This window comes from Neobacillus sp. NPDC097160 (genome assembly GCF_044762155.1).
Classification (GTDB): domain Bacteria; phylum Bacillota; class Bacilli; order Bacillales; family Cytobacillaceae; genus Neobacillus.
This window is the reverse complement of the sequence record NZ_JBIWDU010000009.1, coordinates 186612-201588: the sequence shown is the minus strand read 5'-3', so window position 1 is coordinate 201588 and position 14977 is coordinate 186612. Positions and strand designations below refer to the sequence as shown.

Genomic DNA, 14977 nt, shown 5'->3' with positions numbered 1-14977 from the left:
AAGACGCTCCTCGCTTTTTCATTCCGTAAAACGCAATGTCTACCGCAGATGGACAAATGTACTTTGTTGGTGCCTGACACCCTATTCAACAGCTTTAATGTAGCCAATTCTTTCAACAATCTCTTGCCCTTGTGTTCCCTGCATCCATTCTAGGAAAGGCTGAATTGCCTGTTTTGGGTTGTCTTTCACTGTAATTGCGTAAAGGGAGGCGGTGAAGGGATACTCTCCGCTCGCGATGTTTTCGGGATTTGGTTCTATCGCATCAATGGCCAGCAGTTTAATATCTTGATTCGCCTTCATCCCGGTTGCAAAGAAACGGAATGAAAAGCCAATTGAATTATCATAATTGCGATAATCTGCTACCTGTTCGATAATTCCGCCCATCCCCTCAGGTACATCCTCCTTCAGAGGCTTCATAATTGGTGTATCACCCATAATTTTTTCCAAAAGTGTTTGGCTGCCGGAATTTTTCGGACGCTGAAAAGCAATAATTCTCTTATTCTTCCCGCCAACCTCGGACCAATTTTTAATTTTCCCAGAGTAAATCTCTTTAATCTCAGAAACTTTTAAGCTATTGACTTGATTACTTGGATTGACAAAGAAGACAAAGGCTTCTTTTCCAATTGGTGTCTTGACAAGTTCTTTACCAGCCTCTTTCGCCATTTCCAGCTGCTCTTTCGATGGCACAGCCCCGAAGTAAATATCTACTTCCCCTGATAATAGTCGTTCATATGCATAAGTGGTATTCGTAAAACTGACAACTTCTCCTGCCTCACCCATCATTTTTCCGATATTTTCATAGGTTGCATTTGCAAAGGCAGAATAAACTGGAAAGGCTGCTTCTGCTCCGTCTAAAATCGGCATCTCGCTCGGGTTCTTGATTGTAAATGTCGATGCTACCCCCAATTTTGGCAGCTTATTATCTGGATTCATCACTTCATACGGCGTTAAGTCCGTACTAGAGTAGCCGCCGCCATACTTAAAACCATAGGATGGTAAAACCGTTTGACTGCGCTGCCACTGAACCGCTCCACCGGTACCCATTGCAAGGGAAAACACCAACAAAGACGGCAGCAACTGCTTCTTGTTAAAGATTGGCCGTGTCTTGCTTATGATCATTGCAATCAAAACCCCTCCAACAAATGCCAACTCGTAAGCTAGCGGTGCCAATAGAAATAATCTTCCCTCACCGGAAAACATCGCGATAAAATAAATGGGTGCTAATGATAGATGAAAAAGGCAATAGTAAAACCAGGAGTTTGCCCCATAAAACCCGCCGCTGATCAGCATAAACATAGCCCATGATACAGCTGTATAGGCAAGCGGTAAAAGGAAGAGAGTGAAAAGTCCTGGCAATTCGCCGGACTGAGCCCGCTTCTTACTTATGAAAAATCCGATGAAAATACCGCCAATACTTAGAGGCAGGAGTGCAGCAATCATGATGTTATCTAGTCCCGCGCTCATTAGGATAAACGCACAGATAGATAACACAAGAGGTACTACACCGAAATTCAAAAACAAAATCAATAGTTTTTTCCTCATTTTCATCCGCCCTTTCACAGAAAATGTATGTATCGCCATCGTATACTTAAGTGTAATTTTACACTTTTATTGTCTGTTTTACAATATAGTTTTTGTAATATACAGACTTCGGTTTCGAAAATAAAAAAAGACTTTTCCGCCAGGCGAAAAAGTCTGTAGTTGAATTTTATCTAAGTTTCAGCTTATTTTGATAACAACGATAAGACAGTATCTAAGATCACATTAACCCCTTTTTCACAATCTTCCCATGTAGTTAGCTCTTCCTCGCAATGGCTTTTGCCGTTAATACTAGGGACAAATAACATCGCAGTCGGGACGTAGCTGGCAATGAATTGCGCGTCATGGCCGGCGCCGCTGACCATTCTTTTATGAGAAAAACCAAGTGACTCTGCTGATTGTTCCAACGTATCACAAATTTCAGGTTCAAACCAAACCGTGTCACGATCCCATAACTTTGTCGTTTTGACCTCGCAGCCCTCGCCCACGCCTAAATGCGGCAGGCTTTGAATGAAATCCTTAACGGCGCGGACGATTTCCATGTCCTTGTGTCGTGCTTCAAGGGTAAAAATAACCTTATTTGGGATAACCGTATGGATACTCGGATACACGTTCACTCTTCCAATTGTGAAGACTAATTCTTCATCCAATTTGCCAAGATGGCTGCGAATTTCATTGATTAAGTTATTAGTCGCAAAAAGGGCATCTTTCCTCATACTCATCGGCGTGGTACCGGCGTGATCCGATTCCCCTGTTACTTCAATTTCATAACACGCCATTCCGACAACGCATTCGACAACGCCAATTGTCAGCGCTTCTTTTTCTAAGATAGGGCCTTGTTCAATATGTAATTCTAAAAAGGCGGTCGCCTCCTTAAGGCGGTTCCGGACTTCCCCTTCGTACCCGCTCGCCTTTAAGGCTTCCTCGAAGGCAACTCCCTCTGAATCTACCTTTTTTAGCATAATAGACTTATCAAACTTACCAGAGAGGACACCTGATGCCATCATCGAAGGTTCGAATCTTGCACCTTCTTCATTAGTAAAATTCACAATCGTAATCGGAATTTGCGGTTTAATTTGATGATCAATCAGCGTTCTAACCACTTCCAACCCGGTAATAACACCTAAAACGCCATCAAAGCGGCCTCCCTTTTTCACTGTATCCAAATGGGACCCTATCAATATCGGTGGTTTATTTTCAGTACCTGCAAGTGTGGCATACATACAACCCATATCGTCGACCTTGACCGTCATTCCTAATTCCTCACAGCAGGAACGAAAGTAATCTCTTACTTTGCAATCCTCTTCAGATAATGACAAGCGTGTGACTCCATTGTTTTCTGTCCGGCCAAAATCGGCGAATCGTTCCAATTCCTGCTTCAGTCTTTCCCCATTAATCAATAGTTTTTGTTTTTGCATGGATTAACACTCCCTTTTAAGAATGAGATTAAGAACAATTCAATGTGTGTTATAAAATCTCATGGAGCAGAGAAATGAAAATTCAATTTACTGTAACGGCAACGACCTATTACATATGCCGTTCCATTCATTAGGTAATCATATTATATGATTTGTAAAAATATTCAGTCATTTTAATTATATAATAATCCTTCTAGCTGTCACTAGACAAAACATAAAATCTTTCTGGCGAATTGTTTGATAGTTTGTGTAATCCATTCCTATGACTTATTTAAGTGTGTGCTTTTCTCATTCTGCCAAATATCCCCTTACTGTTTCAATAAAGGTCTTCAAAGCTTTTGTTTGATATGTAGTATGGGTATGTATTGAAAAATTCCGTTTAAATGGCAGCCCCTCCACATCAATCATTCCGATATAGCCATTGACAAGTTCCTTCTTTATCGTCCAATGCGACAATAAGCTGATCCCAAGCCCTGCCTCAACCGATTCTTTAATCAGCTGGGTGCTCCCGAATTCCATGACTTTTTTCGGGGTAAACCCATACATTCGAAAAAGGTTCTCGGCTGCCTCCCTTGTACCGGAGCCCTCTTCCCTTAGAACCCAGGTTTCTTCCGCTAATTCTGAAATTCTTTTTTCTCGTTTCTCAGTCAATAAATGATGCCCAGGCGGAGCAACGATCACCATTCTATCTTCGGAAACGATTTCTGAATTTAGAGTATCCTCGTAAAAAATACCTTCAATGATACCAATATCTAATTGATGCATTTTTACAAGTTCAATGATTTCCTTTGTATTTTGAATCTTGATGGATGGACTGATGAGAGGATATTTCACCTGCATTCTGGCAATTATATGAGGCAGGATGTATTCACCAAATGTGTAGCTTGCGCCAATTGCAATCGGCCCGCTGGCGTTATTTGTCATGTCGTCGACTAATGCTTGCATTTTTGTATAAAGTGCTAAAATTTCTTTTGCATGGTGGTAAACAATCTCCCCGGCCTTATTGAGGCGCACATACTTATTGCTCCTCTCGAGCAGCCTCGTGCCTATAGATTCTTCTAGATTCCTAATATACTGACTGACCGCGGGCTGTGTCATATGCAGTTCCTCTGCCGCTTTAGAAAAATTCTCTTTTTCCACGACCTTTACAAACACCTCTAAATGCTGGTCCATCATGCGCCCCCCATTTTCCATTTATATAAATTTACTTATTATACCTATTATATATCTTTATTTTCCTTATGCATGAATCAGGAGTATTATGGGGATAGAAAATTAACTGAGGTGAAATAAATGGGGAGCCAAAGTGCTAGAACTTTGTATTTGAATGAACAGTCCGGCCAGCAGCAAAAAAAGCCGCAACCTAAGCCTTCCTTTGCGTTATGGTTAGGAGGGATTGCCTTTACAGTAGTCATTGCGGCATTCGGTTACGTATTATCAAAAGTCCCTGGCTTTGATCGTGTTGGACCACTTGCTTGTGCCATTGTAATTGCAGTCATTTATCGGCAATTTTTCGGTTATCCCGAAAAAATCCGTGCGGGAATTCAATTTTCTTCAAAACGCTTTTTACGTTTTGCAATTATTTTATACGGTTTAAAACTTAATATTGATATTGTGCTTCATCAAGGATTGGGTCTGATTGCACGTGATGTCGGTGTCATTGCCTTTGCTATATTATTCACCGTATGGCTAGGAAAATTACTGAAAGCTGAAAGCTCTCTCATCCTACTCCTTGGAGTCGGGACTGGAGTTTGCGGAGCAGCAGCCATTGCAGCCGTTTCGCCAATCATCAAAGCAAAGGATGAAGATACGGCTATTGGAGTAGGAATTATTGCACTGGTTGGGACGATTTTTTCGATTACCTATACAATCTTCCGCCCTTTTCTTCCGTTATCAGCGATTGATTATGGGATCTGGAGCGGGATCAGCCTTCATGAAATTGCCCATGTCGCCTTAGCCGGGGCTCCAGCGGGTCCGGATGGTTTAGCCATTGCCTTGCTGGCAAAATTAGGCCGGGTGCTGCTGCTTGTACCATTATGCTTTATCTTAATGTATTGGGTAAAAAGGAAAAGCACCGGGAGTGCCGGGGATACGAAAATTGAATTCCCTTGGTTTCTTATCGGTTTTATTTTGATGAGTTTGTTTGGAAGTTATGTACTTGGTAAATCTGTTCCGATTTCGAAAACGGCCTTAGATGGGGTTTCAACTGCGACCACCTTTATTTTAACATCTGCGATGGTTGGTCTTGGCTTAAATGTAAGCCTGCGTGACCTCCGCACAAAAGCACTCCGGCCGCTGATTGCCATGTTAATCACATCTGTTCTTCTTTCAGTTATCACTTATTTTATTGCATAAAAATCTAAAAATGGTGCCTGACACCATTGCCACTACCGGCAACTAGTTAAGGGTGTCAGGCACCATTGTTTTTGTTATTTCTTCTTTGCGTGTTTGCGCATGTCGAATGCTACGGCGACGATGATGATTAAGCCTTTTACGATGAATTGGATGTATGGGCTTACGCCTAGAAAGGCCAGGCCGTAGTTGATTACTTGGAAGATTAATACCCCCGTGATAACGCCAGGGACGGTTCCAATACCACCTGAAAGTGATACACCACCGACTACGCAGGCTGCAATCGCATCTAATTCGTACATGTTACCAGTATTATTTGTTGCACTGCCAACACGTCCAGCTTCTAGCGTCCCAGTTAAGCCATATAGAAGACCGGCAATCGTGTAAATAATAATCAGATTCCTTGCGACGTTTACACCTGAAACCTTAGCTGCTTCAGGGTTCCCGCCGATCGCATACATATTTTTTCCAAGCTGTGTTTTATTCCAAACGACCCAAATAATGAGGGAGACAATAATGGCATAAAGAATGAGATATGGAAATTCATACGCTCCTAATTTAATTCCACGTTGAGCAAAGGTAGTAAATTTTTCACTTAAGCCCCCGATTGGCTGTGCACCATATGGCGGACGGTCAAAGTAAATGGAAGTCAGTCCATATACACCGATCATCATACCTAATGTCGCAATGAACGGCGGCACATGAAATTTTGAAACGATTACACCATTTAATGCTGCGATTAAACCAGTTGCAGCCATCGCAAGTAAAATGGGTACAAACAGCGGTAATTCCGGCAAGTTTGGATACATTTTGTAGGCATAATCCCCCGCCTGCAGCATGGATGCCGAAATAACAGCCGCAAGTCCGACCATCCGTCCAGCAGAAAGGTCAGTCCCTGCGGTAATTAAAATACCGGCAACCCCTAGTGCGATAATGATCCTTGATGAGGATTGACTTAAAATATTGATTAAGTTGGTCATCGATAAGAAGTCTGGAGAAGCAATGACAATCCCGACAACGAGAAGGACTAAAACTACATAAATTACATTATCAACAAGCCATTTTGATACATTCGTCTTTTTTGAAGCTTGAGTATTCATTTTTCCATCGCCTCCTAATACAAAGCTGCTAATCGCATGATTTCTTCTTGAGATGTGGCTTGAGTCTCAACGATTCCAGCTGCTCTTCCATTACTCATGACTAAAATTCGATCTGTAACACCTAAAAGTTCCGGCATTTCGGATGAAATCATGATAATACCTTTTCCGTCTGCTGCTAATTGGTTAATAAGTTGATAGATTTCAAACTTTGCCCCAACATCAATTCCCCGTGTTGGTTCATCAAGCAATAAAATATTCGGCTTTGTTAAGAGCCAGCGCCCGATAATCACCTTCTGTTGATTACCGCCTGACAGACTGCCAATGGAGGTTTTTTGCGTAGGGGTTTTTACCTTCATGGAATCAATCACCCACTGTGTGTCTTCCTTAACCTTACTGTCAGATAAGAAGGGACCTTTACGGTAGTGACCAATGTTAGAAATAATCGAATTGAAGCTAATGCTTAATTCTGGAAAAATACCGGTTGATCTTCTTTCCTCGGTAACAAGAGCAAAGCCGTTTTTAATGGCATGCTGTGGTGAATGATTGTGAACAACGTTGCCATTCAATTCAATCGTGCCAGATTTCAACGATCGCATCCCAAATATCGATTCCAAAACCTCCGTACGTTTCGAGCCAACGAGACCGGCGATTCCAAGAATTTCACCTTTCCTTAGCTCAAAGTTTACTTCGAAAAATGAAGGCTGCGTCTCCGCTGTCAAATTAGAAACCTTCAGAATCATATCACCCGGCTTGTTCATTTTTTCAGGAAAGCGCTGTGATAAATCACGGCCAACCATCAGTTTGATGATTTCGTCTGTTGTTAATTCCTTCGCACTTTTCGTCGCAATATATTGACCATCACGCATAATCGTCACTTCATCAGAAATCTTCAAAATTTCTTCCATTTTGTGCGAGATATAGATGATGGCCACGTTATCGCTTTGTAGCTTTCGAATGATTGTAAACAGGTGGTTCACTTCATTTTCCGTTAGTGATGAAGTTGGTTCGTCCATTACGATGATTTTTGAACCGTACGAGACAGCTTTTGCAATTTCCAACATCTGCATCTCAGAAACAGAAAGGCTGCTTACTTTACTACGCGGGTCAATATTGATATCGAGACCCTTGAAAATAGCCTTTGTGTCCTCATACATTTTCTTCTCATCAATGAAGACACCTTTTTTCGGATAACGGCCGAGCCAAATATTATCCATAACATTGCGCTGCCGGACTTGATTCAATTCCTGGTGTACCATGGAAACACCGTTTTCAAGTGCCTGCTTGGAATTGGCAAATGCTACTTCTTTTCCTTCAAACAGGACTTTGCCTTCATCCATCGAATAAATGCCGAATAAGCACTTCATTAGGGTTGATTTACCTGCACCATTTTCACCCATCAACGCATGTACGGTTCCCGCCTTCACTTTGAGTGAAACATTATTAAGGGCGATAACACCAGGAAATCGTTTGGTTATATTTTGCATTTCTAGTAAATTGGTTGTACTAGCTTCAGACATGAGCGAACCTCCTCACTTACCATTTAAAAAATATGAGACTTTGAAAATGAGTCTCATATCTATTGAAAAATTTCTTCTATTCAGTCGTTGTCCTGCTTCCAAAGAAGCAATACCCCGAACGAAGGAAAAGCAGAATCTTTTCCTTCGTTCGAAGAGCGCCTAGGGGCAAGCCTTTGACCGCCCCCGGACAGGCGCTTTCACTAGAACTTATTGTCCAGCTACAGCGCCTAGGGGCTCGGGGTCATAATCCAATCCGTCAAGAAGGTTAAAGAGCAACCTTCTCGCCGGCTCGTCTTATGCCTGTCACCCCTTAGCAAGGCGCTTCCGCTTTTCTTATTTATACGCGTCTTTACCAACCTGAATGTTATCCTTTGTTACTTCAACGTAAGGAACACGAACGGCTTTCTTATCGTCTAGCTTCCACTCGGTTCCGTCTACTACGTCTTTACCTTTTGCGGCATTTGCTGCAAGTTCAACGGTTGCTTTACCTTGGTTTTTCGCATCATTCAAGACTGTACCAACCATTTTCCCTTTTTCAATCATTTCAAGTGCTTCTGGGATCGCGTCAACACCTACAACCGGCATGAATTTGTCGCCGGAGAAGTATCCTGCTTTTTCAAGCGAAGAAATGGCCCCTAATGCCATACCATCGTTATTAGCAATAACGAATTCAATTTTTTCGTTGTATTTAGAAACCCAAGCATCCATTTTTTCAGTAGCTTTTGTGGCATCCCACATCGCTGTATCTAATGCAAGCTCTTCTACCTGAATGCCTTTTGCCTTTACAGTGTCAATCGCAAATTTCGTACGAGCTTCAGCATCTGGGTGTCCTGGCTCACCTTTTAACAATACGTATTGTAGTTTGCCATCTTTGTTTTTATCCCACTTATCCTTGTTAGCTTCCCACGCTTTTGCGATTAATTCCCCTTGAATGACACCTGACTCAGAGGAAGTTGTGCCCACATAATAAGCTTTGTCGTAGCTCTTTAATACCGCTTCATCCGGCTCTTTATTAAAGAAGATAACAGGAATGTTTTTCGCTTTCGCTTTATCGATAATCGTAGGAGCAGATTTTGGGTCTACAAGGTTAATAGCTAGTGACTTTGCCCCTTTTGCAATCAGTGTATCCACTTGCTCAATCTGTTTTGCCTGGTCGTTTTGTGAATCATTCAGCATAAGGTCAACTTTACCCTTTGCCGCAGTTTCCATGGCACGGCGTACATATGACATGAAGTTATCATCAAATTTGTAGATGGTTGCCCCAACACGTGGAAGGTCGCTTCCCTTGTCTTTTCCAGAATCCGAACCGCTAGTTGAACTGCTGCAGCCTGTAGCCAATAGAATACTAGATGCAACTGTTAAAGATAGAATTAACCCTTTTTTCTTCTTACCCATGTGATCATTCTCCTTTTACTTTTTTGTTAAAGACTCTGGTAAGCTCCTGTGTACGACGCTTACCTCAGTCTTTGTAAGCACTTACATACATGTTAGCATCGGGGGGATTTTTGCAATAGTTCCAAACTATAGCACATATTTGTGATTATCTAGACTTTTTTGTTTTGAAATAAGAAATGCGCAAGCGCCTTGCCCAGGGGCGTGAGTCTAGACGAGCTGGCGAGAAGGTTGCTCTTTAACCTTCTTGACTGATTGGCTTATGACCCCGAGCCCCTAGGCGCTGAAGCTGGACAATTCTCAAAGTCGAAATTTATACTTTCTTATCTTATAAAATAAGACCAAAACGCCCTGAGCGAATTGGTCTCTATTGACTAACTGCAGACTTGCGAAATTCTGTTGGGGATAATCCTGTCTGCTTTTTAAACACTCTGCTAAAATAGTTCGGGTCCTTGTAGCCGACCGAATAGCAAATTTCCTTTAAACTTTTTCCTTGGTCCTCCATTTCAGCCTTGGCATGCTTAATTCTGATTTCCGTCAAGTAATCAATGAACGTCATGCCGAAGCGGTCTTTAAATAATTTACTAAAATAATAGGGACTGAGTTCGACATATTCGGCTGCAGACTCGAGTGTGATCGAGTCGGCATACTGGTTTTCAATATACTCCTTTGCCTTATGCAGCATTCCCTTTGCATGATTGTTCCGCCATATTTGAACCTGCTGGACGACTGACATGAGATGGGATTTTCCCTTCTCCATGATCACTGCGATATCTTCAGACTCATGAATTGCCGGCGTTCCGTCATAATGTATACCTAAATCGTGGAGCATTCGGGAAATAAGAATAAACAATTCAGCAAATGATTGTTTGACGATAGGTGCTGTTACACTTTGATTGGACGCAAGCTTCGTCACAAACGTATCAAATATGTACAGAACTTGATTTACATCTCCCTGCCGGACAGCATCTAACAGTTTTTTCTCTAGCTCAAACACACCTGATACAGATGGGATTTCGTCGGTGAGTGACCCCTGTTTTTCGCAAAATAAATACCTTCGATTCGGAGTTTTTATCAGCTGTTCAAGCGCTAAAACAGCTTCATGATAGGATTTGTTGAGCTCATTTGCATGGTTGTAAGGGAGACCTACGCCAATCCTTAATTTACCGGAGAATCGCTCCTTTTTGAAAAGAGTAATCAGATTTTCAATGAAGGATTGCGCGTTCATCCGAAAATGGAATTTTTCTGCCGCCTTTTTATACAAAAATAAAACTGGCACTTGTGTGTCCGTGATGGGCCCTATCATGATTTCATGCTTTTTCACAACTGATTTTAGGCTATCCTTAAGCCACCTATACCATGCCTGTTTTTCAACCGCTGAGAGTTCGGATTCGTCCGTTGGCTGAAGGAAAAAAAGCATAATATGTCCTGAAGTAATTTCGACCCCTAACAACTGCCCCCATTCATCAAATGTCATATCTTGAACTTGATTCATCAACAGTGACGTAACCCATTCCTTTTGCGCAATGGAAACAGCCCGTTCTAAATTTTCTCTCAAGTTTTGGTTTTCTTCCCGTTGCTTATATTCTTCATAAATCTCACGGGAAACACGCTCTACCGCTGCAAGAATATCCTGTTTACTGCTGGGCTTTAAAATATACTCCTTAACGCCCTGCTGCATAACTTCTTTCGCGTATTCAAACGTGTTAAAAGCAGAGACCATAATAAACCGGATGTGGGAATTACGTTTCTTGATTTCTTTTACAGCTTCGACGCCATCAATACCCGGCATTTTTATATCCATAAAAATAATATCCGGACAATGTTCCAAAGCCATTTCGATCGCTTTCCTGCCATTAGGTGCTTCTCCAATCACCATTACATCTTCTAATGAGCTATTAATCATTTTCGTTAATGCTTTTCGTTCAAGGACCTCATCATCCACAATTAGGATCTTCAACAAGTGCGCTTCCCCCTTTGGCCGCGACAGGTATTATCAGTCTAAAATTTGTCCCCTTTTTTAATTCCGATTCAATTTCAACAATATCGTTTCTTTGGTAAAAAAGCTGGAGCCTTCTCATCACATTTTTCACCCCGATACTGTTTGAGTGACCCTTTGACTTTTCGGGTTCAAATATCTCTTCCGCTCCTGTTCCTTCCGCATAATTTAGCAATCTCTTCTTCGTGATTTCGTCCATACCTTCACCATTATCGATGACTTCTACATGGATTCGGTCCTGCCGGCGGTAAATATTCAGATGGATTTCAGCATTTTCTTCATATTCTTCCACCCCATGAATGAAGGCGTTCTCAATCAGTGGCTGCAAAATTAAACTCGGAATTTCAATATCTAAACAATCATCCTGTATATCTGAAATAAATTGAATCCGTTCCCCAAATCTCGTTTTTTGGATAAAAAAATACTCCTTTACAATCCGGACTTCATCTCTGAGGGTTGATGCTTTATCTAAATCGCTCAGGTTATATCGCAGCAATGCCGCAACGGCTTCTATTAATCTTGACGTCTGTTCCGCCTCTTCCAAGTAGGCCATTTTTGAAACCGTATTTAAGGTATTGAATAGAAAATGAGGATTGATTTGATTTTGCAGACTTTTTAACTCTAATTCTTTTAACAGCTTATCTAGTTCTCCCTTTTGTTTGATTTCTGTTACAAGCCGTCTTAGGTTCGTGCGCATTTGATTAAATGTTTCCGTTAATGGCTTCAGCTCATCTTTTGTCGTTATTTTGATATCCTCTCCGGCTAAGTTCCCTTTTGAAATCTGCTTGGCTGCTTGTGATAAAAGACTAATTGGCTTGGTAATCCCGCCGGAAATCCATAACGCTAACAACGTACTGAGGAAAAACGCAGCCGCAAAAAGAGAGATGGACATGAGTTTATAATAATGGTTTTGCTGTTCCATTTGATCATAGAATTTTTGATAGTCTGTCAACTTATTATTTAACAAGGCCAGTGTACTTTCTTGAAGAAAGGAGTTAATTTTTAAAACTTCATTAAAATGACTTGAATATTGATTAATATCGTCTTTTTGGAACGCGCCAACTGTCGCGTCCCCTTCATCTAAAAAGCTGTCAATCATATTTTTATAATTAGTGAGAGTAATATCATTGGTATTCATCACTTCATAAAGTTTCTTCTGATCTTTAATCAGCTTGATTTTTTCCCTTCGATAGTCCTTTAAGTATGACTCATCCTTATCTAAAATATAGGCATGCAGCTTTTCCGTCAGCAAATTGGTTCTTTGCGAGATATCATTAAGCAAAAGAAATCGTTCAAAGCTACCATCGTATTCCGTCACTAGTTTTTCACTGCTATTATAAAAAATAAATCCTACCGTTGTTAACAAGACAACAAGGACGATGAAATAAAGAAGCAGCTTCGATCTGATTCGAAATAACATTAATGATCCCCCTCCAATTTGTCCGGATAACTCGGTGGTAAATCTTCTACCTTCAAAATCCGAGTATTTGTATGGATAACGGAAGGCACTTTTTTCCCATTAATTAAATCAATCATCATTTTCACTGCTTCGTAGCCCATTTCATATGGCTCCTGAACAACGGTGGCATTGATGGTTCTTTTCCGAATATATTTCAGTGTCTCTGGCAGTGTATCGAATCCAATAATGTAATATTGATTTTGTTTTTTATATTTCTCGACCACTTGGGCTATTCCTATTGCATCTAGGGCACTTGTCCCATAAAAGGCATTGACCTCAGGGTGTTCCTGCACTATTTGAAAAGCCTTTTCCGCCGCTTGAACTCTACTAATCTCTGATTCCTGTATATCAATGATATGAATTCCTTTTTCCGTCTTAACCGCATCCTGAAAGCCCTGAACTCGCTTAATTTGATGGTTCTTATAAAAACTTCCCGTAATAATGGCTACATTTGCCTGCCCTTTTGTATCGGCAATCAATGCCTTGCCGGCTAAATAACCCGAATAATAATTGTCCGTTCCGATATAAGCCATTCGTTTACTATTAGAAGCATCAGTATCGACGGTGATGACCGGGATTCCCTTCTCTACCACGCGGTTAATTAACGGGGTAAATTGTTCGTCACTTAACCCCTGTGTCATAATTCCATCCACTTTAGAGGCCGCCGACATCTCAATGGTTTTTAAATGGTCCTCAATATTGGCTTGTTTGGGCCCTACATATTCCAGCATGACACCATACTCTTTAGCTGCCGCCTTTGCCCCTTTCTCCACAAGGCGCCAATATTCATTATCCAGCTCCTCCGGGACAAGAACAAAATGATAGTGATACGCTGCCGCCTTTTTTTCCTCTATAGGCAAGTGATGGGTAACCACCTGATAGCCATAAAATATTGCGAATGAGACGCTCACAAGAAAAAATAAGATCCCAAATATATAGGCCGTGATCGACAATTTACTCAAACAAACACCCCAATCCACCTGCTGCCAGTCGGTACATGTAACCGCTACCAGTCTAGATAAAAACATTATACGTAACATCCCAAAATTCGACAATGTCATTTTAGTGTAAATGGTGTGATTAGTGTAATTAGTGTAAATGGTGACAGGCACCGTAAAAGGACACTGTCCATATCAGGTGGACACACGCCAGCAAAAAACCCACCAGGATAAATTTGGTGGGTTGGGGTTAGAAACTGTTATACCAGATTAGAAACTGCTATTTCTTAGGATGAGTTTGGTGGCGATGAAGATTTTTTTGGCGGTTTTTCTGCCTTCGATTCGTTCCAAAAGGGTGTCAACGGCCGTTTCACCCATGAGTTCGGTATACACCTTAATCGTGCTTAAGGAAGGGAAAACGTATTTAGAGATGCTGATATCATTTACCCCGATAATGTTAACCCTCTCCGGAACTGCGATGCCTTCCTCCAATAAAGCCCTAAGCGCACCGACTGCAAGCGAATCATTCCCGACAAAAAAGGCGGTTGGCAAGTTGTCTCCATGCTCCTGTATCGCCTTTTTCATCAAGGAATGGCCATCATCCGCGGAAAAGGTGCCGCTGTACATAAAGGCTTCGTTTAATAGCCCGTTTTCTTTTAAGTAGCGCTTGAAGACCAGTTCCCTTTGGTCTTCAATTATCGAGGTTTTATCTTTAAAGCCCTCTCTTCCGCCGATATATCCAATGTCACTATGGCCCTTTTCAACGAAATGCTGCAGCACCTTCTCGGTTGCTTTTACAAAATCAATCACAATCGAATCAAACCGCTCTTCGTCCGGAGAGGAGTCAACAAAGACAATATTTTTGGTAATCGAATGGAGCTCCTTCACTTGCTTACTGCTGAACTTTCCGATTGCAATGAGTCCTTGAATCTCATCATCCTTTAGTTCATCATAGTTGTCTTGAAAATATTTTGCCATGTGGATACCGTGGTGACGGCAGCGGTTTTCTACTCCAAGCCGGATCGACATGTAGTATAAGTCCTCAAGTTCTTCTTTTTCGGTATACCACTGCAAGAGGGCAATTTTTCCTGACTCCTGTTTTCGCACTGGCTTCTTCTTATAAGAAAGCTCCTCTGCAGCCTCAAATATTCTCTTCTTTGTTTCATCGCCGACAGAAAGCGTCGTGTCATAATTTAACACACGGGATACAGTCGCAATCGAAACACCCGCTAATTGTGCAATATCTTTAATTGTAGCCATAAA

At 41.5% G+C, this 14977-nt stretch carries 11 protein-coding genes; 1 reads left to right on the top strand and 10 read right to left on the bottom strand.

What is annotated here, in order from left to right; translation table 11 throughout:
• Window positions 1-81 precede the first annotated feature (81 nt).
• From ACIQXV_RS14870 to ACIQXV_RS14860, 3 genes are all read right to left on the bottom strand, one after another.
• Complete coding sequence (locus tag ACIQXV_RS14870; protein WP_402959988.1) at window positions 82-1542, bottom strand: PstS family phosphate ABC transporter substrate-binding protein; 1461 nt, start codon at window positions 1540-1542, stop codon at window positions 82-84.
• A gap of 182 nt (window positions 1543-1724) precedes the next feature.
• Window positions 1725-2957 (bottom strand): Zn-dependent hydrolase, encoded by a 1233-nt coding sequence (locus tag ACIQXV_RS14865; protein WP_402959987.1) that lies wholly within the window; start codon window positions 2955-2957, stop codon window positions 1725-1727.
• A gap of 288 nt (window positions 2958-3245) precedes the next feature.
• The gene (locus ACIQXV_RS14860; protein WP_402959986.1) at window positions 3246-4130 is read right to left on the bottom strand and encodes a LysR family transcriptional regulator; all 885 of its coding nucleotides are present in this window, start codon (window positions 4128-4130) and stop codon (window positions 3246-3248) included.
• A 120-nt stretch (window positions 4131-4250) separates the two neighbouring features.
• On the opposite strand from ACIQXV_RS14860, the gene ACIQXV_RS14855 reads away from it, so the two are divergent.
• On the top strand, window positions 4251-5312 hold the full coding sequence (locus tag ACIQXV_RS14855) for a YeiH family protein (protein ID WP_402959985.1): 1062 nt from the start codon (window positions 4251-4253) through the stop codon (window positions 5310-5312).
• Between the two features lie 74 nt (window positions 5313-5386).
• Here ACIQXV_RS14855 and mglC read toward each other — a convergent pair whose 3' ends face one another.
• The 7 genes from mglC to ACIQXV_RS14820 all read right to left on the bottom strand — a co-directional run bounded on the left by mglC (window position 5387) and on the right by ACIQXV_RS14820 (window position 14974).
• On the bottom strand, window positions 5387-6409 hold the full coding sequence (gene mglC, locus ACIQXV_RS14850; RefSeq protein WP_402959984.1) for a galactose/methyl galactoside ABC transporter permease MglC: 1023 nt from the start codon (window positions 6407-6409) through the stop codon (window positions 5387-5389).
• A 14-nt stretch (window positions 6410-6423) separates the two neighbouring features.
• A complete protein-coding gene (gene mglA, locus ACIQXV_RS14845; protein ID WP_402959983.1) occupies window positions 6424-7926 on the bottom strand; it encodes a galactose/methyl galactoside ABC transporter ATP-binding protein MglA in 1503 nt (500 codons plus the stop codon).
• Between the two features lie 333 nt (window positions 7927-8259).
• Entirely contained in the window at window positions 8260-9321 is a 1062-nt protein-coding gene (mglB, locus tag ACIQXV_RS14840) for a galactose/glucose ABC transporter substrate-binding protein MglB (RefSeq protein WP_402959982.1), read from the bottom strand.
• 364 nt (window positions 9322-9685) lie between these two features.
• Complete coding sequence (locus ACIQXV_RS14835; protein WP_402959981.1) at window positions 9686-11281, bottom strand: response regulator; 1596 nt, start codon at window positions 11279-11281, stop codon at window positions 9686-9688.
• Window positions 11256-12737: a sensor histidine kinase gene (locus ACIQXV_RS14830; RefSeq protein ID WP_402959980.1), complete on the bottom strand. Its 1482-nt coding sequence runs from the start codon at window positions 12735-12737 to the stop codon at window positions 11256-11258. Before ACIQXV_RS14830 ends, ACIQXV_RS14835 begins: the two co-directional genes overlap by 26 nt.
• Window positions 12737-13738 (bottom strand): sugar-binding protein, encoded by a 1002-nt coding sequence (locus tag ACIQXV_RS14825; RefSeq protein WP_402960044.1) that lies wholly within the window; start codon window positions 13736-13738, stop codon window positions 12737-12739. Before ACIQXV_RS14825 ends, ACIQXV_RS14830 begins: the two co-directional genes overlap by 1 nt.
• Before the next feature lie 246 nt (window positions 13739-13984).
• Window positions 13985-14974: a LacI family DNA-binding transcriptional regulator gene (locus tag ACIQXV_RS14820; RefSeq protein WP_402959979.1), complete on the bottom strand. Its 990-nt coding sequence runs from the start codon at window positions 14972-14974 to the stop codon at window positions 13985-13987.
• Window positions 14975-14977: the final 3 nt, after the last annotated feature.

Excerpts from the sequence above, each read along its gene's own strand:
- mglC (WP_402959984.1), bottom strand. The coding sequence starts at position 6,409 with ATGAATACTCAAGCTTCAAAAAAGACGAATGTATCAAAATGGCTTGTT.
- mglA (WP_402959983.1), bottom strand. The coding sequence starts at position 7,926 with ATGTCTGAAGCTAGTACAACCAATTTACTAGAAATGCAAAATATAACC.
- mglB (WP_402959982.1), bottom strand. The coding sequence starts at position 9,321 with ATGGGTAAGAAGAAAAAAGGGTTAATTCTATCTTTAACAGTTGCATCT.
- ACIQXV_RS14870 (WP_402959988.1), bottom strand. The coding sequence starts at position 1,542 with ATGAGGAAAAAACTATTGATTTTGTTTTTGAATTTCGGTGTAGTACCT.
- ACIQXV_RS14860 (WP_402959986.1), bottom strand. The coding sequence starts at position 4,130 with ATGGACCAGCATTTAGAGGTGTTTGTAAAGGTCGTGGAAAAAGAGAAT.
- ACIQXV_RS14820 (WP_402959979.1), bottom strand. The coding sequence starts at position 14,974 with ATGGCTACAATTAAAGATATTGCACAATTAGCGGGTGTTTCGATTGCG.
- ACIQXV_RS14830 (WP_402959980.1), bottom strand. The coding sequence starts at position 12,737 with ATGTTATTTCGAATCAGATCGAAGCTGCTTCTTTATTTCATCGTCCTT.
- ACIQXV_RS14865 (WP_402959987.1), bottom strand. The coding sequence starts at position 2,957 with ATGCAAAAACAAAAACTATTGATTAATGGGGAAAGACTGAAGCAGGAA.
- ACIQXV_RS14855 (WP_402959985.1), top strand. The coding sequence starts at position 4,251 with ATGGGGAGCCAAAGTGCTAGAACTTTGTATTTGAATGAACAGTCCGGC.